The following is a 16,673-nucleotide window of genomic DNA, read 5'->3' as shown; positions in this document are numbered from 1 at the left end:
TATGCGCCTGACGTTTCTGGGGACTGGCAGCGCGATGCCGACGGGCGAGCGGAATCAGACCGGACTTCTGTTCGAAACAGCCGAGAACCGCGTTCTCGTTGATTGTGGGAGCGGGGTTCTCGACACGCTTGCAGCGACCGACGGTGGATACACCGACCTCGACGCCGTCCTGCTGACTCACCATCATCTCGATCACGTCGCCGACTTACTGCCGCTATTGAAGGCCCGGTGGCTCGCGGACGCACCACCGCTCACGATCGCCGGTCCACGAGGCACAGCCACCTTGCTCGATGAACTGCTTGCAGTCCATACCTATCTCGACGAGCACGTCGATCCAACAGTCACCGATCTCGACCCGGGGGCACACACCGTCGGCGGATTCGATGTCCGTGCCCGGGGCGGTCGTCACTCGATGCCGGGGTTCGGCTATCGAGTGACGCCCGCAAATAGCGACGGCCCCACGGCCGTCTTCAGCGGCGATACCGTGGCGTTTCCCGCGTTTCTCTCCGTGGCCGATGGGGCCGACGTGCTCGTCCACGACTGCTCGTTTCCCGACGACGTCGAGACCGACAATCATCCCACGCCGGCGTCATTCGGCGAGGCACTGGCCGCGGCCGACATCCACGTGGAAACGGTCTATCTCACGCATCTCTACCCACATACCGACGGTCGCCACGGGGAGATGCTCGACTCAATCGCCGACCACTACGAGGGAGACGTCCGGATTGCCGAAGACGCCCTCGAAGTAACGCTCTGACAGCGCGCCCGCTGTCTCTTACCGACACCGTCGGATTCGGGGCGACGTTGCTCTCCTTGCGCCGGCCGCGTTCGGTGTTGATCAGCAGTCGGTTGTCTGCGTCATGATCAACCCAGACCGATGTCGTGTGGGGCATGCCTTCTGAGGTCATAGTCGTGACGTGGCGAACGTGGCCTTCTCGAAGAAGTCCTGGAACGCGGCTGGAATCGTCGCCATGCGTAGTCAGCCATCAGCCGCCAGATCACCAGTACGGACTGCCGAACACAGACTGACTGTGTGGCATCGAGGTGGCCGACCCCATCGAACTGTCAGGCCCGGTCGAGTCTAACGCGGAAGTCCGCCCCGCCGGCCGCACTATCCCGGACATCGACAGTCCCACCGTAGGACTCGGTGAGTGCCCTGACGAACCCGAGTCCGAGCCCGGTCCCGGTACTCTCTGGCCCTTTCCGCCCCATCTCGAAGATTTCGTCGCGAATTGCTTCGGGGACACCCGCCCCGTCGTCGGCAAATCCGATGACGACCGTCTCGGGAGGCAACTCCTCGGCGTAGATCGAGACGGTCACGGGGTCATCGTTGTGGATGGCCGCGTTCGAGAGGATGTTCGTAAAGACGGAATCGAGTAAATCGCCAGCATAGACCTGGTATTCAAACGCTTCGGGATCGAACTCGACAGTCAGTTCGTCGTACTGGGAGTCGATGTCTCGGACAGTCTCTTCGAGTTCGGCCCTGAGAGATTTGGGTTCGGGCTCCTGGGCTTTTTCAAGTGTCGAGACCAGGTTGCCGACCCGATCAACTAGGTCAGAGGCACTCTCGGCAGAGCGCTCGATTCGCTCGACGTATTCCCGCGTTTCACCGTCTACCTGTTCGGCAACCGCGTCCGCGAACCCGGTGATGACCTGCAAGTCGTTCCCCAGGTCGTGTCTGAGCAGTCGATCGTACATTTCGACCATTTCTTTGCGCGTCTCGAGATCGTTGCGCGCCCGTTCGAGTTCCTCTCTGGAGCGAATATTGCTGATGGCCGTCGCCGCGTGGGACGCCAAAATTTCGAGCGGATCGGCGTGTTCGTCTCCAATGTTCTCGACCGACGTCGCTCGCATCACGAGAACGACGATCACTTCGTCAACGATGCTCGCCGGGACGGCGAGTGTTGCTGTAACTGGTGAGTTATCCGTCAGTCCGGCTTCTTTGCCCGATCGCCGGACAGTCTGGCCGGTCTCGATGGCTTCGGCCACGACCGCAGAAGCATCGTCACCTGCCTCGAAATGCGGGTTCATGCTCTCGCTGACTTCCGGGTGCCCGTTGCGGACCTCGACGAACGTCGAGTAGGGAGATTCGAACAACAGCGCCATTGCTTCAAGCGTCAGCGAAACCACTTCGTCGACGGACTCACAGCTGTTCAGCGCTTGTCCGTACCGGTTCAGGTCGGCGACTTGCTCGGCAAAGTCACTCTGATCCTCGAAACCCATCTCCAATCTGGTCTCCGTCGATGTATCGTTGTGCCCCCATCAAAAAACCATTTCGACAAGTGGTTGAGGTTTCATTGGAGTCGATACCGCAACAACGCCGCGATCCCACCGAGATTGGCGAGTTGCTGGCCGGGATCGAACTCACCCGAGAAAACCGTCACGTCCCCGCCTTGCTGTTCGGTCTGTTCGACAATGTGATCGATGTCGACGTCCCAATCGCCCTCGCCAGCACGGGCGGTTCGCAGTCGGTCGTCCAGCACGAGCAGTTGCTCGATCGCGCCGTATGCTGCGGCCTCTGCTACTTCCTCGGGACCGTATGCGACTTCGACTCCCTCGGCGATCCGTTCCATCAGCTCGTCGATCAACCCAGCTTCCTCGGCGATCCGGGTCTCTTCCTGGACATCTTCGACGGCCCCGCGCTTGAGCACCTCGTGAACACCGCGATCACCGACGGCGCTGGTGTCGACTGTCGTGATCGCCTCGGCGACGTCGGGGGCTTCATCATCGATGTACTCCAGTGCGTCCTGTTTGGTGAATCCGGGACCGGCGAGGATGATCGCGTCGGCGTCGGTTCGTGTGAGTACTTCGGTCAACTCCGCGAACAACGCCGCACGCGGGCGGGCATACTCCCCTTTCCCGGTCGGCCCGCTGATGCTCGCTCGCTCTTCGGTTCCATACTGGGCGACCGTATGCACGTAGGCCTGGCCCTCCTCGACGGTGGCGACTGCCACGTCCGGCGCGTCCGTGGCCTCGACCGCGTCTTCGACGCGTTCGATCTGGTCAGGTTTCCACTCTTTCTCGACGTCGATCTCGTCGTGCTGTTCGACGTTGAGCGTGTGATGGGCACCGAGTTGGTCCTCTCGGGAACAGTCCGTGATGACGCCGCTGACTCGCAGTCTATTGGCGAAGCGGGCAAATTCGACGTCCTCGACGTCGATTGCGACCCAGATGTGCTCGCGTTCCCCGCCGGTATCCCGGAGCTGGTCGTCGTTGCGCTGGATGCGTCGGGTCGTGTCACCGGACACCCGGTCGTCCGGCTCGATTACGTAATTGAGATGCCAGAGATCGTCGAGACTCTCGGGGACGAGCGTGAGACGCTCGCAGCCACCCTCGACGCGTTCTCGCTCGTCGATTCGCATACGGGGATTCAGTCCGGGGTCGACAAGTGCCTGCTGTTTCGATCGAGTCGGCTCCCATTACCGTTGATTGCACTCGGTGCTGTCTTCGACACGGCCCGCAGGATTACGTTCCCGGGAGTCAAAGGGAACGTATGGCAATCCTCGTTCCTATCGCGGCCAACAGTGGACTCGGCGACGAAGTTCTCGACGTCGCGGTTACACTTGCGAACGGGCTCGACGAAGAATTGTACGTCGTTCACATCGTGACAGACGAGGCACGCATGGAAGACAAGCGCATCCGGGATGCCCTTCGAGAGACCGTAGTTGATGCAGAGGTTCCGGCCACTGTTTCGCTCGAACAGGTTGGTCACTGGGCACCCCGGCCGCGTGCCCGAATCGGCCAAGACATTCTCGAACTTGCCGAAGACGTCGACGTCAGCCACATCGTCATGGGCCACACCGCCAAAGGGGTACTCGAAGAACTGACGCAGGGGAGTGCTGTCGAAGCCGTCGTCGACAATGCCCCGGTCCCGGTGACTGTCGTCTCCGAACGCGTCCTCGAAGACTGAATAGACCCGAACGGCTCAAGTCTCGCCGTACGGATTTCGCAACCCGATCGAAAATCCGACGACACGGACTGATCCCCGCACTCGACATCACTCCTCGACCATGCGGCTGCCGCCCGGCGGCAGGAACTCCTGGATGAGATCCGGGCTAGCGACTTTCCGAACGAACGTTTCGTCGGCGAACCGGCCTTTGAATTCCCGGTAGAGCTTCTTGCCGATGTCATTCTGGGCGAACCGGCCGGGTTCGACGGTGATGACCGTCTCCGCCTGCCCGCGGATTGCACTCGGTGGCCCACCAACCACGCGTGTCTCTGGTTCGCAGGTGATCCCGACCGCGACGCCGACTGGCGTGTCGTCGTAGTACGTCCGATCACCGCGGATGGCGAAGCTCCCTTTCTCCAAGTATTCGCCGCTCTCTGGGGTTTTAGTCACCTGGTCGCTGTCGACACAATAGACGTCACCAGCGTACTTCCCCTCTTTCCAGAGGGTCGAATAGGAGACGGCAAACTGGGCGGCTTCCTCGCGGCTCGATTCGGGAATCGTCAGATCGTCTGGCGCCGCCTCACTCGGGCCAGTGGCTTTCAGGATCGTCGCCGGCGCACCGTGGGCCTGCGTGTGGAAGAACAGGTCGCCGCGATCGAGGTACTTCTTGACGAGTTCCTCGTTCTGGTCGGCGTTTCGTCCCCCGATGACCAGGAAGTCGTCGCTTGTGTGAAATGAGCGGAAGCGATCGTACCAGGTCTCTGACTGCCGGACTGGGATCGAGTCCCGGGATAGCCAGTCGACGTCCTCGTCGGCTTGTGTGTCGTCTTCGTCCTCACTATCCTCGGCTTTCCAGGCGTCGCGGCGCTGCTTGACGGCTTCCAGTTGGTCCCGGGTTTCCGCGATCGCATCTTCCGCCCCGGCTTTCTTTGCCTCGATGCGCTTTGCTTCCTGATAGAGGCGATCGGCGTTCTTCTCGACGCCCGTGTCGGCTTCGAGTTCGATTCGGTGGTCGTCGAGTTCGATGGTGACCGTCCCGTTACTCCCGTCGACGTCCCGGACAGCCTCTGCGGCTGGAATCCCCTGTTCTTTGCCGGCCGCAAGCGTCGACTCGATCTCGTCCCAGGGCGTTTCGGCCGCTCGGGCGTCCTGGATCGTCGACAGTACCTCGTCGACGAGGTCGTAGTTGGCATACAGGAGTTCTGCCTTTTCGCGTTCGCGCTCGGCGTCGGCCTCGAAGTCCTCGATGGCCTGTTCTTGCTGTTGGATGATCCGCTGTTGTTTTTCGATCTCAGCCTGGAAATCAGGTCGATCACTGCCCCCAGTTTGTTCGTCTTCGGCACGCTCGAGTTCACGGAAATACGCCTCCAGTGCCGCAGTGAACGAGTCGTACCGTTCACTGTCGAGGTGATCGTACTCGCGGAGCGGGACCGGCGTGGCATCGACCGGTTCGTCGTCCTCGGTGTAGAGTCGCGGATCGAGGTCGCCGGCCTGGAGCCGCCGGGAGAGGTCCGTGATCGTCTCGTAGAGGGCTTCGAACTCGTCGTCGGTCGTCTCTTCGATCGGCTGGTTGTACTCGACGCCGGCCCGCGAACAGAGTTCCTCCCCGTAGAGGCCACCGAAGTTGAGCTGGGTAGCGAGCGTTCGCACCACGTCGGCGTCGGACTGACGCATTCGGGCCAGAAAGTCCTCGTACTCGACCGTGAGGGGGTTGAAACGAGCTTCGGGGAACTCGTATTGTCCGCCCGGCGCGACCGTCCGGGACTGCAACCGGACCGTCTCGAAACTGTCGATGACAGTGTCGGTTTCGTCGAGAATCACGACGTTCCCGTCGCCAAACAGTTCGGCGACGATGGTGGTGTGATCGTCGGTCCGCTCGAACCGGAACTGGAGGATGCGGTCGAACTCGAACTGTTCGACAGCAGCGAGTTTCGACCCGTCCAGCCGGTTGCGCAACATCATCGCGAAGTTGGGCGGCCGCTCGGGGGCATCGGGGACCCGTTCGGGAGCCATCGTGTGTACCCGCTTCGGGTCGTCGACTTGGAGCAACAACTCGATCCGACCGAAGTTGGGGCCGCTCAGCTTCAATCGCAGGAGATCGTCGTCGTAAAGATAGGATTTGTCGTGGTGTGCGCCGGTGTACTGGCTCAATTCGCCAGCGAGTGCGGCACAGTCCACGCTCGTTAGTTCCCGCTTGCGATCCATGCCTGGACTGGTCGGGCGCGCGTGGTAAGCGTGTCGCTCGGTCGTCGTGAATGGTCTGTGGCACCGCCACTGCTACGCACGGCCGGTCTGTCTGACGAAGGTTTTTGCCTTGCTAACTGGTATCACGAGCCGTGACCGATTCATCACGCCTCCCAGGGATGTACGCGAATGTCGAGGCGTATCTGCAGCGCCATCTCCTCGTCCAGTGGCTTGTACTCTTTCTCGTCACCGGAATCCCGTGGACGCTAATCCAGCTCGCCGTTAGTGATTCGTCAGCGGTGGCGATGCTGAGCGGTGGGGTATTCGGCGCTGTGTTCGCGACTGTCTTCGTCCTCGTCCGACGAGAAAGTGAGTGACCGTTGTCACCTGCCCCTTAGAACCGCTTGCTCACGTACGGGCCGTCCTGGTGGTAGCCCAGGTGATCACGGTAGTACTCCCGGGCACCGATCCCACTCAAGACGGCGAGTTTTTCGTACCCCGCCTCGGTGGCCAGTGTCTCGGCGCGTTCGATCAGCCGTCGCCCGTACCCCTGGTGTTGCCAGTCGTCGCTTCCGGACTCCCCAATAGCGACTTCGCTGCCATAGACGTGTAGCTCCCGCACGACCGCGGCGTCTTCGAGTTCCGAGCGGACGACCTCGCTGGGGAAGCGCAGCCGACAGAAGCCCACGAGCAGGTCGCGCTCTCGGTCCTCGAAACTAATGAAGTGTTCAGTGCCGCCAGCGACCTCGTAGCTTTCGACGGAAAGCGTCACGTCTTCGGGTTCGTCGTCGCTGTGGCCGACTTCACGACACCGGATGCACGAACACGACTCGCCCCGGGATTCCATCCGCTGTCGGGCGAGTTGGCGGAGATTGGACTTCTTCACCCCGGACTCGATCAACGGTGCGGGGATGTCCCGCTGGACGCGCTGCAGACGTGTATAGTCGGGGATCAGAGGCTTCACGTCGGCGACGAGTTCCGCGGCTTCCTCGCTGGTCAGCGGGTCGAACTCGCCCCGACGGTGCATGTCGTAGGTGACGGTCCCACCGACAACCAGCGTCGGGTAGATCTTGAGGTAGTCCGGCCGCCACTCGGGCTGGTCGAAGAGCCGGCGGAAGTCCTCTCGAACCATTTCCTCGGACATCCCGGGCTGGCCGGGCATCATGTGAAAGCCGACCTTGAATCCGGCATCGCGGAGGCGTCGGTTGGCCTCGATCGAGGCGTCGACGCCGTGGCCGCGGTGCATCTCACGGTTGATCGCCTCGAAGGTAGTCTGGACACCCACCTCGACTTTCGTGCCCCCGAGGCGGAGCATCCGATCGACCTGTTCGGGCCCACACCAGTCGGGCTTGGTCTCGAAGGTGGTCGCAATGTTGCGTATGTCACCGGTCTCGTTCTCGGCGATGACATCCTCGAGGTACCGGAAGTCGTACTCTGTTGGGTCCTGGGCGAAACTTTCGGTCTCGGACGGTTGGGGATCGCAGTCGACGTCGTAGTCGTTCATCGCCTCCAGGGCACGCTTGAGGAACCACTCCTGGTAGTCGTGGCTGCGGGCGGTCATCGTCCCACCCATCAGGATGAGTTCGACCTTTTCGATCGGATGCCCGATCTTTCGCAGTTGGTGCAGGCGCAGTGTCACCTGGCCATACGGGTCGTAATTGTTCTGGACGCCCCTGGCTGCGGCCGGTTCCTGGCCGGTATAGCTCTGGGAGCTCTCGAATTCCGAATCCGGGCCGCCCGGACAGTAGAGGCATTGCCCGTGTGGGCAGTTCTCTGGCGAGGTCATCACTGCCACGGGCGAGACGCCCGAGGCAGTCCGCATCGGTTTGCGACGCACCACGGCGGCCAGTTCCTCGCGCCGCCCGTCTGGTGCGCGATCGAGTAACGCGGAGTTCTTTGGGACTTTCTGTGCACTGTACGTCGAACAGACCTCCCGTTTTGCAGCTTCGAGGTCGTCACGGTCGAGGTCTCCGTCCAGAATCCGCTCGATCAACTCGGCACAGGCAGCCTCGAACGGGTCGCGTTCGCTCGTAGCCTCGGAACTCATTCAGTTGTCTATGATCGCCGTTTCGTGCGAATAAGCGTGTCGTTCGGGGTGACGCCGGCCGGCTCACTGAACGGCCATCCTGCCAACCGCGCCAAAAACAAGCGCCTCCGTCCCGGTCTAGAAGAACTCGGCCAGTGCCTCGACGACGCTCTCCTCGACGGCCGACCGCTGGCCGGCGAGGAACTCGATGCGGTGGCTGCGCGTACTCAGCGGCTGGAGATCCGCCCCGTCGACAGTCGCTTCGGCAGCGGACGCCAGTTCGCCCACGTCGACAGCACGATCGCTCCGGACGTGGAGTTCGTCCTCGTCGATGCCGACGATCGCCGCGAGGTCGTCACCGAGACGACGATACAGCGCGTCGAGCAGCAACATTGTCGTCGGGAAGTCATAGCCGTGCGTGAACTGCTCGATGTCGAGGACACCGACGGTCTCGCCGTCGACGTCACGGCGCTGCAAGTTGGCTTCGGCTGTCTCGACAGCCACATCGAGTTTCTCGCGGAACTGCTCGCTGACGTGACTCGCCAGGCCGCGAACAGCTTCCCCACTCTCGCCTTCGTCGTCGAACAGCAAGTCCGTGACGAGTTCGCGCTTGTCCTCGTAGGACTGATAGAACGCCTCGAGTGCGACCGCTTCGCGAATTTCTTGGACGGCCGTTTCGTCGTAGCCGGCCGTTGCTGCCGCCTCGGCGTAGGCTTCGGGTACCTCGCCCCAGTAGCTCACTGCCGGGAGGTGCGTGAGGTCCTCACGGACATCCGCCGTGACGTGGGCTGCCACCGTCGCGGCCAGCGTCGTCGCCGTCGGCCCGCGAGTCCGTCCGTCCGCGGTAGCGACAGTGGCCTCGTCGGTTCGGGGTGTAAGCGTGGTCTCGACGGCGTCGGCAATCGCCGGTTCGACCACCGTGTCGACGACGACTCGCTGTGCATCGTAAATATCGAGCAGTTCGAAGCCGTCGAGTGAGGCCTCCGTCCCGCCAGCACCGACGAACACCAGCAACGGGAGATTCTCGTCGTGGCGATCCCGGTTCGAGAGCATCCGCGTCACGTCGGTAGTGGCGTCTGAGAGGTCATAGACGTCACCTTCCAGCGGACGGCGATCAATGTAATGATACGCCGCGTCTTGCCGGCTGTGTCGATCACGAACACGGGGTAACACGGCGCGTTCGATCGCCGCCGCACCGACGTAACCGTCGGCCGTCGCGCTGTGACGGACGATCACTGGGCGATCCGACATGATCGCCCGGCGAATCTCTTCGACGATGTCCGCGATCGTATCGCTTGCTGTGGCGATCGCATCGTCGTCGACGAGTGGGTCGATCTCATCGGGTCGTGCCCGCTCGCGCAACGCGGTCTCGATTTCGTCGAGGACATCGTCGCGTTCCTCGCCGTCCAGCACGGTGAGATCCTCGGTCTCGACTTGAAGAGCACCACGTCGCTCGCGGACTTCACCGTCGATCCGGACGACGGCACCTTCCTCGACGCTCGGATAGGCCCGAACGCCTGCCTCGACGAAGGCCGCACAGTCGACTGTTCCGGTCCCATCTCGCAGCTCGAACACCGTCGGCCCGCTGGTCTGTCGGGCGACGACGATCTCGCCAGTCACGCGGACTGTTTCGCCAACCCAATCGTCGAGTTCGCCGACAGTAACTGCCGGCGCCTCCGGCGGTTCCCGCTCGACCGGTTCTGCGGGGCCGTCGTCGCGATCAGCGGTTTCCTCCTCGCCGGCCGTCGAGTCACTCGCTTGCTCGGCGTCGCCAACCGATCCGACAGTCGCGCTATCTTCGTCGCTCGTCCGGACGGCACCGGCCGTCGGCCGATCTGCCTCCGCTTCGCCGTCGTCTGCCGCCGGCTCGTCACTGTCGTTGCCGTGATCGTCTGGCTGCTCCGTCGCTTGGTTGTCTGCCGGCTCTGTCTCCGCCGAGTCAATCTCCTCTGGCAGCAACTCGTGGTCAGCGTCCGGGTCATCGATCAAGACGCCGCGGAACTCATTGTCCGCTTGCCGGATCGACCAGCTGAGATCGACGTTGTCGTTGTCTCGAACGTTCGTAACGCGAACGTAGACTCGCTCTCCTGGTTGCCAGTCGAGTGTCTCTAAGCGTTGATCCAGCTCACTCTCGTGGAGCAAGCCAGTTACCGATTCACCAATGTCGACGAACACACCGAACTCCGCGAAGCCATCGACCGAGCCGCGGTAATATCGCCCTGCCGTGAGTTGGTCGGGCGTACTCCCACGAAACTCGAAGACAGCATCTTCTTCGTGGACGTCACAAATGTGGCCGTCGACAGACGTACCGCAAATGATACACGAACCCATTGCATCAAGCAAGCATGTCGCGCCTAAAACGGTTGTCGAATCGTTGCTGGCAACGGTGGGTCGGTCTGGCCCATCACACGAGCAGGGAAATCGCGTCAAATCCACCGAATACAACGCCGTAGACGAGTGCTATTGGGATCGCCCCCGCAACCAGTGCTTGATGATATTCGACATCGTGTACTGTGGCAAGACCGATACCGAGTACGATGGCCCCGTAGCCAGCAGCGGCGATCGTGACCGCCGGGATCGGAACGCCCGCGAACACACACGGCGCGGTCGCGTACGCGAGGACTTGCACTGTCTCGCTGATGCCAGCCCGATCCGCGGTGATCGGCCACAGCAAGATGGTCTGGAGTGCCGCCAGTAGATGCAGTCCGAGTGGAGCGACGAGCAACACGGTCACGAGGAGGACAACCACCGTTGTCGCCATCGGCTGACTGTCGACGACTGGACGAGCTGCCGGGACCAGCAGGTATCGGCTCCCTTCTTCGATCGCGACGACGACGAGCAGAAAGACGAGGCCGGGGGCTTGATCCCCGGGTGCAACGGCTCGACTAAAAAAGCGCCTGGGGGCGACCATCACGGCGATCCAGGACTGTACGAGCCCGATCGGCCCCTTCTCTCGCCCGCGCGTTCCTGGGTCGACCCACTGTGTCACAGCGGGCGGTAGGCCCGCTACCCGTTTGTCGATTGGGGTTCCGGACAACAGCCGGTCAGGGGAATGCGAGCCACTGATTCAGTCGTCCGCACCGACGTTCTCGCCACTCTCGAAGGATTCCGGATCGGGATCGATATGTGCGTACTGGACGGCCTCGCGACCGAGGATGTCGATGAGCTCCTGAAGTTCGTCATCGACGAGTCGGTCCTCATCGAACGCCGAGGACGCTCGTGGAATCGCGACCTGGTGGGGAATGACCCACGCGTCCAGTGAGCGACTCACTGTCCGTAACTGTTCGAGGGCGGTGATCGGGAACCGTCCGCCGGCAACCGCAAGCAGGCCGATCGTCGTGTGTTCGAACTCGTCGAACCCACAGTAATCGAGGGCGTTCTTCAATGGCGCGCTGAACGAGCCATGATAGACCGGTGTGCCCAGAAGCACCGCATCAGCCCTGCGAACGCGCTGTCGGAACGCGTCGGCATCGCCCGCGCCACCATTGTCGGCGTCGAAGATTGGCAGGTCCCACTCCCGAAGATCGAGCAACTCTGTGTTTGCGCCGGCATCCACGGCGGCCTGCAGGGCGATCCGGAGGGCTTTCCGCGTATGGCTGTCGTCTCGAAGACTCCCGCAAATGGCGACGACGTGGGGTTCGGTCATATTGTAGTGCATAGGAGGCGGCGTCAAAATCACACCGATCGGCTCGCGATTCGATTGCTCGTGCCCCCAGTACTGCTTGGCGTGTCGGTCGAGGACCTCAACAGTCGTTTGGAGAACAATCTCAACGGCATCGAAGTTATCAAATCGACTAACACCGAAGAATACGAGCACGAGCGCGTTCGCGAACACTCCTATACGTACTTCCGGCTCGACTGGCTGGCCCTGCGGCTGAACTGCATCTATCGGCCCGGGATCCCGGCGCTGACGCCCCTGGCGTTCATTGCGACGTTCATCGTCGCGGGGTCTGAATTCTCGATGGCCCACCGGGGCCACTGACCGGCGACCTCAGCGAGGGGACGCTCGTGATCTTTCTCCTCCTGACCCAGCGTCTTATCGACCCGCTAGCCCAGATGAGTAACATCATCGACAGCTACGAGGATGCCCGCGCTTCGACCAAGCGGATTCTCGGGATCATGAACCTGCCCGTCCGCATTCAGAACGCCGACGACGCGACACCCCTCGAAGCTGCCGAGGGCCACGTCGCCTTCGACGATGTGACCTTCGGCTACGGGGACGAAATCGGTCTCGAAGACCTCGACGTCGACGTCGATCCGGGCGAGACCGTCGGGCTCGTCGGGCCGACCGGGGCGGGCAAGACGACGTTCGTCAAGCTCCTCTTGCGGCTCTCGACGGTCCGGGACGCCGATACGATCCTCGGCGTCGAGGACGGACGGATCGTCGAGGCCGGCACGCACGACGAACTACTCTCAGCGGACGGCTTGTATGCCAACCTCTGGCGGGTGCAAGCTGGTGAGATTGGATCGTTACCGGCGGAATATATCGAGGAAGCCAGCCAGCGGGTCACCCAGCAGGGCTTAGATTCCCAGTAACGTATCAGCGTTGCAGGCTGACGATAACGTCGCCGTCCCGCCTCTCGGTCGCGACGAGCCCATCCTCGACGAGGTCGCCAACTAACTCCTGAAGCCACTCGCGTGACCCTTCGCCGTCACCCTCCGGCGAGTAATCGACCCGCACTTTCGGGCCGAGGTCGTCGAGTTCGAACCCGTCGCCGTCCTTCAGCGCGCCGATCACACGCCCGCGCATCTGCCGACGACTTCCCTCAAAGCTCGGCTGGGTGGGAACGTCGGGCGCAGTGAAGTCACCGGTCTGGTACGCGTCACACCACTCTCGCCAGGGACAACCTTCCTCGTCACACTGTGGAGTCTTCTCACAGGCCACGCCGCCGAGTTCCATGATGGCGTTGTTCCAGACTCGCGATTTGCCCGCGGGCATGAGTTCCGCTGCGCTGTCCTCGAAGGCTGCGTCCTCGTCGGGAATCGAAAACGCCCGGTACAGCACGCGCTTGACGTTGGTGTCCACGACCGCGTCGCCGTTGTTGAATGCAAAGCTGGCGACCGCGTTAGCAGTGTATGGCCCGACGCCCATGAGTTCAGCCAGTCCGTCTGGCGACTGCGGGAACTCGCCGTCGTACTCTTCGACGATCTGGGTCGCCGCCTCGTGGAGGTACTTCGCGCGATTGTTGTACCCGAGACTGTGTCCCGACCAGAAGGCGACCACGTCCCCACGGTCGGCTGCCGCCAGGTCCGCGACGGTCGGCCACCGATTCAGGAAGTCTTCCCAGGCGTCGACGACGCGATCGAGCTGGGTTTGCTGGCTCATGATTTCCGAGACTAAAATCGGATAGGGCTCGTCCGTCTCGCGCCAGGGGTATTCGCGGTGGTCCGTCTCGTACCAGTCTATCAGAGCCGTCCGAACGGCCCCAACGTCTGCAGGCAGGTCGCCCCGATTCATCGGAACGCTGTAGATGACTGGGTCGTTTACGTCTGGCGCTGTCGGCAGCGACAGGGAGCCACTCAATTGCGCCCTCACAGGAGTCGTAAGGCGTTTCCTGGCGGGTCACCAGGAGTTCAGTATGGGACTCGATTCGCTTTCAGACGACATCAGCGAAGAATACAGTGCACTCGGCGAGGAACAGTCAGTCTCCCTCGATCGTGAGACTCGCAACGAACTTGCGATGCTTGAAACAGCGATGGAACCCGACTCGACCGACGAACTCGTCCGGCGCGCGGTCCACATGCTGTTCCAGACGACCGTCGAAACCGGGACGCTCGATTTCCACCTGCGCAGCGGCTACGACGTAACGTACGACGAGTATCTCTCTGGAATGACGTTCGACGAAATGACGGGTACCACACAGTTTCCCCAGACAGGTGACCCAGACGACCGACGCTACCAGTTCTGACGGAGAAAATTCCCACACCTGCGGCCACAAAAGTAGTTCGTTGTAGCGACTCGATCGCGGTCACTGGTTCACTGAGAGCAAAAAGAAAATCGAATGGCGAGACGCACCGACGGCACGGCAAGCCCGAGCACTTACAGATCGACGTACTGCTGTTCCCAATCGTAGCGCGCTTCGATTTCCCGACGGCCACGTCGCGTGAGGCTGTAATAATTCGTCCGTCGGTCGCGTTGTCCCTTTTCGACGAGACCCTTATCGACGAGCGTATCGAGGTTAGGATACAACCGGCCGTGGTGGATCTCCTTCTCGTAGTAGTCTTCGAGTTCTTCTTTGATCGCCAAACCATGCGGTTCCTCCTTCCCAGCGATGACATATAGGAGGTCCCGCTGAAATCCTGTCAGGTCGTACATTGGTAATGTCCAAGTCAAGGTTATTATCGAATTACCTTAAATATGTTGCCTCTTGGTGGAGAAACAACCGACCAAGTGGGGCATGAGGGAGTCTCGCACAAGATGAAACAGATAACAGGAATGAGGTGACTGGGATCCTTGTCTACCAAGTGGTACGTCAAAATCGTGTTCCTCAATCGCGGTTGGTAGTTATCTTTCGAGAGAATCCCCGGGAAACCTTGAGTGTACTCAAGCGGTACCGTGGCTGCGTGAAGCAGACACAGAAATAGCGACGTATCTGACGAGTATTGTTCGAAAGAGTGGAAAGCGTTCGCGCGGAAAAACCGCACGAACGCTTGCCGCCCTGAATTGGTCCCCGCTGACGCTTCGGCCCTCCAGACGAAGCGTCATCAGATTGTGGACGACGGATTTACTTAAACTTACCGACCTCCATTCTACCCCCTGTCGAGTTGACGGTTCGGGTGGGGGAACGGACGAACACAACTGATGCTTGGCGATCACGAACGCACCGATTAAGCCAGTTCGGCCCCACAGTACACACATGAAGATCCGCGGAAAGCGAGAGTGCCAGCACTGTGGGGTGCAGTGGTCGTATTACGAGACAGGGAGCGTTGCCTGTCCGGATTGTGGCAGTCAGCGAAGTGTTGGCCTCGATGACCGCCGTGAACACACCGCTGGCGCCGAGTCACTAGATCTACAGCCAGCCCGAGAAGCCCTCGAATCGGAACCACTGACAGCGATAGCCAGCCTGGGGGCCGAGGCTGCGGCCGAATTCGTCCACCAGTATGGGTTCATCCATGCCGGGGAACTCCAGCCGTTGGATTCGGTATTTCTCGCCGCCACAGAACTGCGCCACGTCGGCGCGGAACTTGCACGATCGATCCGTATCGACGAGCAAGCAGAGGCATACGTCCTCGCGCTGCTTGCGGGGGCCGAGGACGGTGGTCGCCCATCGCCAGACGAGGTTCCGGACTCGCTTCGTCCTGCACGGGGTCTGGCCGCCGCATCGGCCGTCGAGGACTACCGTCGAGACGCGATCCGATACCTGGAGGGTCACCCAGACGAGCAGGCTCGGCGTGTCCTCGGGGTGATCGATGACCATCGGACACGGATCGACGCCCTGGACGGGAACGTTCCACCGGGTGACGCTGAGGCGCTCATCGAAGCAACACAGGCAGTCGGGGCGTACTTGCGGGACGAAGTACCATCGATCGACGACGCGAACGACTGGCTCGACAAACTCGATCCGGACGACGCCCGCTCAGGGGAGTGAAACCGACACGTCGTTGTGGCGGCCTGCGGCTTTGACCGTGTTGTACAACAACATCGCTCGGGTCATCGGTCCAACCCCGCCGGGGACCGGTGTGATGGCGGCTGCTTTCTGTTTTGCACTCTCGAAGTCGACGTCACCGACGAGTTCGTAGCCCTTCTCGGTCTCAGCATCGACCCGGTTGATACCGACGTCGATTACGACAACTCCCTCGCTCAGCATCGAGCCATCGATCATCTCCGGCACGCCCGCCGCGGCGACAACGATGTCTGCCGCCCGGGTTTTGGTCGCCAGATCGTCAGTCCGGGAATGACAGACCGTTACCGTGGCGTTGCCACCCACCGCTTTCTGCATGAGAAGATTCGCCATCGGCTTGCCGACGATGTCCGACCGGCCGACGATAACGGCGTCTTCCCCTTCGGGATCGACATCGACGGCTTCGAGGAGTTTCTGGATGCCGTGGGGCGTACAGGGTTTGTACCTGGCGTCGCCGGCGACCAACCGGCCCACGTTCTCGGGGTGGAACCCGTCGACATCCTTCTCGGGGTCGATCCGTCGAAGCACCGGCTGCTTGTCGACGTGGTCGGGGACGGGCATCTGGACGAGAATCCCGTCGACGTTGTCGTCTGCGTTGAGGCGATCGATTTCGTCGTACAGCTCTTGGGCCGGTGCGTCGGGGTCGATCTCGACGTCGATGGCCTCGATGCCGACCTCCGCACAGTCGTCCTGCTTCATCGAGACGTAGGTCTCGCTTGCCGGGTCATCGCTCATCAGCACCGTCGCAAGCGTCGGTGTGACGGCTTCGGCCTCGAGCGTAGTGATGGCATCGCCGAGGTCGTCCCGGATTCGCTGGGCGACCGCGTTCCCGTCGATGATTTCGGTCATCAGGTAGATGGGTGGGCGGACACCTCTTGAACGTCCCGGAACGTCACGCAGCGAAAGGCTCTCGTCGAGAACAGGGGGATGAAATCACCCGAACAGCTACTCG

At 61.7% G+C, this 16,673-nt stretch carries 17 protein-coding genes and 1 pseudogene; 7 read left to right on the top strand and 11 right to left on the bottom strand.

Features of this window, described 5'->3' with window-relative positions; translation table 11 throughout:
- Position 1: 1 nt before the first annotated feature.
- Positions 2-757 (top strand): MBL fold metallo-hydrolase, encoded by a 756-nt coding sequence (locus HZR20_RS08800; RefSeq protein ID WP_181686216.1) that lies wholly within the window; start codon positions 2-4, stop codon positions 755-757.
- 19 nt (positions 758-776) lie between these two features.
- Here the strand turns inward: HZR20_RS08800 and HZR20_RS14800 are convergent.
- The 3 genes and pseudogenes from HZR20_RS14800 to HZR20_RS08785 all read right to left on the bottom strand — a co-directional run.
- Positions 777-973: pseudogene (locus HZR20_RS14800) on the bottom strand (pyridoxamine 5'-phosphate oxidase family protein); the annotation flags it as partial.
- A 92-nt stretch (positions 974-1,065) separates the two neighbouring features.
- Positions 1,066-2,223, bottom strand: a complete 1,158-nt coding sequence (locus HZR20_RS08790) for a sensor histidine kinase (RefSeq protein ID WP_181686215.1) — start codon at positions 2,221-2,223, stop codon at positions 1,066-1,068.
- Between the two features lie 71 nt (positions 2,224-2,294).
- Complete coding sequence (locus HZR20_RS08785) at positions 2,295-3,362, bottom strand: mRNA surveillance protein pelota (protein ID WP_181686214.1); 1,068 nt, start codon at positions 3,360-3,362, stop codon at positions 2,295-2,297.
- 131 nt (positions 3,363-3,493) lie between these two features.
- Between HZR20_RS08785 and HZR20_RS08780 the strand changes: the two genes are divergently transcribed.
- Complete coding sequence (locus HZR20_RS08780; RefSeq protein WP_181686213.1) at positions 3,494-3,910, top strand: universal stress protein; 417 nt, start codon at positions 3,494-3,496, stop codon at positions 3,908-3,910.
- 87 nt (positions 3,911-3,997) lie between these two features.
- Here HZR20_RS08780 and rqcH read toward each other — a convergent pair whose 3' ends face one another.
- A complete protein-coding gene (gene rqcH, locus HZR20_RS08775) occupies positions 3,998-6,094 on the bottom strand; it encodes a ribosome rescue protein RqcH (protein WP_181686212.1) in 2,097 nt (698 codons plus the stop codon).
- A gap of 131 nt (positions 6,095-6,225) precedes the next feature.
- On the opposite strand from rqcH, the gene HZR20_RS08770 reads away from it, so the two are divergent.
- Entirely contained in the window at positions 6,226-6,450 is a 225-nt protein-coding gene (locus HZR20_RS08770; RefSeq protein WP_181686211.1) for a hypothetical protein, read from the top strand.
- Between the two features lie 17 nt (positions 6,451-6,467).
- Here HZR20_RS08770 and HZR20_RS08765 read toward each other — a convergent pair whose 3' ends face one another.
- The 4 genes from HZR20_RS08765 to HZR20_RS08750 form a co-directional block, all read right to left on the bottom strand.
- Positions 6,468-8,120, bottom strand: a complete 1,653-nt coding sequence (locus HZR20_RS08765; protein WP_181686210.1) for a tRNA uridine(34) 5-carboxymethylaminomethyl modification radical SAM/GNAT enzyme Elp3 — start codon at positions 8,118-8,120, stop codon at positions 6,468-6,470.
- Positions 8,121-8,237: 117 nt separating this feature from the next.
- Entirely contained in the window at positions 8,238-10,430 is a 2,193-nt protein-coding gene (locus tag HZR20_RS08760; RefSeq protein ID WP_181686209.1) for an OB-fold nucleic acid binding domain-containing protein, read from the bottom strand.
- A 73-nt stretch (positions 10,431-10,503) separates the two neighbouring features.
- On the bottom strand, positions 10,504-11,088 hold the full coding sequence (locus HZR20_RS08755; RefSeq protein ID WP_181686208.1) for a YIP1 family protein: 585 nt from the start codon (positions 11,086-11,088) through the stop codon (positions 10,504-10,506).
- 78 nt (positions 11,089-11,166) lie between these two features.
- Entirely contained in the window at positions 11,167-11,745 is a 579-nt protein-coding gene (locus HZR20_RS08750) for an NADPH-dependent FMN reductase (RefSeq protein WP_181686207.1), read from the bottom strand.
- Positions 11,746-11,751: 6 nt separating this feature from the next.
- On the opposite strand from HZR20_RS08750, the gene HZR20_RS14555 reads away from it, so the two are divergent.
- The gene (locus HZR20_RS14555) at positions 11,752-12,081 is read left to right on the top strand and encodes a hypothetical protein (protein WP_258560405.1); all 330 of its coding nucleotides are present in this window, start codon (positions 11,752-11,754) and stop codon (positions 12,079-12,081) included.
- A gap of 26 nt (positions 12,082-12,107) precedes the next feature.
- Positions 12,108-12,635 carry an ABC transporter ATP-binding protein/permease gene (locus HZR20_RS14550; protein WP_309484916.1) on the top strand — a complete coding sequence of 176 codons (528 nt, stop codon included), beginning with the start codon at positions 12,108-12,110 and terminating at the stop codon, positions 12,633-12,635.
- A gap of 4 nt (positions 12,636-12,639) precedes the next feature.
- Here HZR20_RS14550 and HZR20_RS08740 read toward each other — a convergent pair whose 3' ends face one another.
- Positions 12,640-13,557 carry an A/G-specific adenine glycosylase gene (locus HZR20_RS08740; RefSeq protein ID WP_181686206.1) on the bottom strand — a complete coding sequence of 306 codons (918 nt, stop codon included), beginning with the start codon at positions 13,555-13,557 and terminating at the stop codon, positions 12,640-12,642.
- A gap of 121 nt (positions 13,558-13,678) precedes the next feature.
- Here HZR20_RS08740 and HZR20_RS08735 point away from each other — a divergent pair, with 121 nt between their 5' ends.
- Positions 13,679-14,008, top strand: coding sequence for a hypothetical protein (locus HZR20_RS08735; RefSeq protein WP_181686205.1), 330 nt, complete (start codon positions 13,679-13,681; stop codon positions 14,006-14,008).
- A gap of 131 nt (positions 14,009-14,139) precedes the next feature.
- Here HZR20_RS08735 and HZR20_RS08730 read toward each other — a convergent pair whose 3' ends face one another.
- Positions 14,140-14,415 carry a PadR family transcriptional regulator gene (locus tag HZR20_RS08730; protein WP_181686204.1) on the bottom strand — a complete coding sequence of 92 codons (276 nt, stop codon included), beginning with the start codon at positions 14,413-14,415 and terminating at the stop codon, positions 14,140-14,142.
- Between the two features lie 541 nt (positions 14,416-14,956).
- Between HZR20_RS08730 and HZR20_RS08725 the strand changes: the two genes are divergently transcribed.
- The gene (locus tag HZR20_RS08725) at positions 14,957-15,688 is read left to right on the top strand and encodes a DUF7117 family protein (RefSeq protein ID WP_181686203.1); all 732 of its coding nucleotides are present in this window, start codon (positions 14,957-14,959) and stop codon (positions 15,686-15,688) included.
- On the opposite strand, the gene HZR20_RS08720 is transcribed toward HZR20_RS08725, so the two are convergent.
- Positions 15,677-16,570 carry a bifunctional methylenetetrahydrofolate dehydrogenase/methenyltetrahydrofolate cyclohydrolase gene (locus HZR20_RS08720; protein WP_181686202.1) on the bottom strand — a complete coding sequence of 298 codons (894 nt, stop codon included), beginning with the start codon at positions 16,568-16,570 and terminating at the stop codon, positions 15,677-15,679. The two genes, HZR20_RS08725 and HZR20_RS08720, sit on opposite strands and share 12 nt — an antisense overlap.
- Positions 16,571-16,673: the final 103 nt, after the last annotated feature.

It is taken from the genome of Halorhabdus salina (genome assembly GCF_013839425.1).
GTDB classification, from domain to species: domain Archaea; phylum Halobacteriota; class Halobacteria; order Halobacteriales; family Haloarculaceae; genus Halorhabdus; species Halorhabdus salina.
Note: the sequence above shows the minus strand (reverse complement) of the source record. Positions and strands in the feature narration are given on the sequence as shown.

What these genes read in the sequence shown, in the direction of transcription:
- HZR20_RS08735 (WP_181686205.1), top strand. Translation starts at nt 13,679, where the DNA reads ATGGGACTCGATTCGCTTTCAGACGACATCAGCGAAGAATACAGTGCA.
- rqcH (WP_181686212.1), bottom strand. Translation starts at nt 6,094, where the DNA reads ATGGATCGCAAGCGGGAACTAACGAGCGTGGACTGTGCCGCACTCGCT.
- HZR20_RS08765 (WP_181686210.1), bottom strand. Translation starts at nt 8,120, where the DNA reads ATGAGTTCCGAGGCTACGAGCGAACGCGACCCGTTCGAGGCTGCCTGT.
- HZR20_RS08780 (WP_181686213.1), top strand. Translation starts at nt 3,494, where the DNA reads ATGGCAATCCTCGTTCCTATCGCGGCCAACAGTGGACTCGGCGACGAA.
- HZR20_RS08790 (WP_181686215.1), bottom strand. Translation starts at nt 2,223, where the DNA reads ATGGGTTTCGAGGATCAGAGTGACTTTGCCGAGCAAGTCGCCGACCTG.
- HZR20_RS08740 (WP_181686206.1), bottom strand. Translation starts at nt 13,557, where the DNA reads ATGAATCGGGGCGACCTGCCTGCAGACGTTGGGGCCGTTCGGACGGCT.
- HZR20_RS08760 (WP_181686209.1), bottom strand. Translation starts at nt 10,430, where the DNA reads ATGGGTTCGTGTATCATTTGCGGTACGTCTGTCGACGGCCACATTTGT.
- HZR20_RS08725 (WP_181686203.1), top strand. Translation starts at nt 14,957, where the DNA reads ATGAAGATCCGCGGAAAGCGAGAGTGCCAGCACTGTGGGGTGCAGTGG.
- HZR20_RS08785 (WP_181686214.1), bottom strand. Translation starts at nt 3,362, where the DNA reads ATGCGAATCGACGAGCGAGAACGCGTCGAGGGTGGCTGCGAGCGTCTC.
- HZR20_RS08730 (WP_181686204.1), bottom strand. Translation starts at nt 14,415, where the DNA reads ATGTACGACCTGACAGGATTTCAGCGGGACCTCCTATATGTCATCGCT.
- HZR20_RS08720 (WP_181686202.1), bottom strand. Translation starts at nt 16,570, where the DNA reads ATGACCGAAATCATCGACGGGAACGCGGTCGCCCAGCGAATCCGGGAC.
- HZR20_RS08750 (WP_181686207.1), bottom strand. Translation starts at nt 11,745, where the DNA reads ATGACCGAACCCCACGTCGTCGCCATTTGCGGGAGTCTTCGAGACGAC.
- HZR20_RS08800 (WP_181686216.1), top strand. Translation starts at nt 2, where the DNA reads ATGCGCCTGACGTTTCTGGGGACTGGCAGCGCGATGCCGACGGGCGAG.